This window comes from Nocardioides pelophilus (assembly GCF_014180685.1).
Taxonomy (GTDB): Bacteria; Actinomycetota; Actinomycetes; order Propionibacteriales; family Nocardioidaceae; genus Nocardioides; species Nocardioides pelophilus.
This window is the reverse complement of sequence record NZ_JACEHF010000343.1, coordinates 1-444: the sequence shown is the minus strand read 5'-3', so window position 1 is coordinate 444 and position 444 is coordinate 1. Positions and strand designations below refer to the sequence as shown.

Annotated in this window: 1 protein-coding gene; it reads left to right on the top strand. The window is 77.7% G+C overall.

What is annotated here, in order from left to right:
- On the top strand, window positions 1-444 hold a 444-nt coding region (locus H0488_RS23545), incomplete at both ends, for an aminotransferase class V-fold PLP-dependent enzyme (RefSeq protein ID WP_183101573.1).

Sequence of the window (444 nt, the reverse complement as noted above, 5' to 3'; positions counted from 1 at the left end):
GTCCTGCACGCGGTCGAGTGGCACGACTCCCCCGCTCACGCCTCAGTGGCGGTCGACGCCACCGGCCGGGTCGACGTCGCGGCGATGACCGCCGCCGCCCGGAAGCCGGGGGTCGCGGTCGTCGCGCTCCAGGCCGCCAACCAGGAGGTCGGCACGCTCCAACCGGTCGACGACCTCGACCTGCCCGACGACGTGCCGCTGTTCGTCGATGCCGCCGCAGCCGTGGGCCGGGTCCCGCTCCCCCAGCGGTGGTCCGCCCTGGCCGCGTCGGCGCACAAGTGGGGCGGTCCCGGCGGCGTGGGCGTGCTCGCCGTACGCCGGTCCGCGCGGTGGACCTCGCCGTTCCCCGGCGACGACGGTCTCGACCACCTCGGCGGCGAGACCTCGGTGCCGAGCGCGCTGGCCGCGGCGGCCGCACTGCAGGCCGTCCTCGCCGACCGGGAG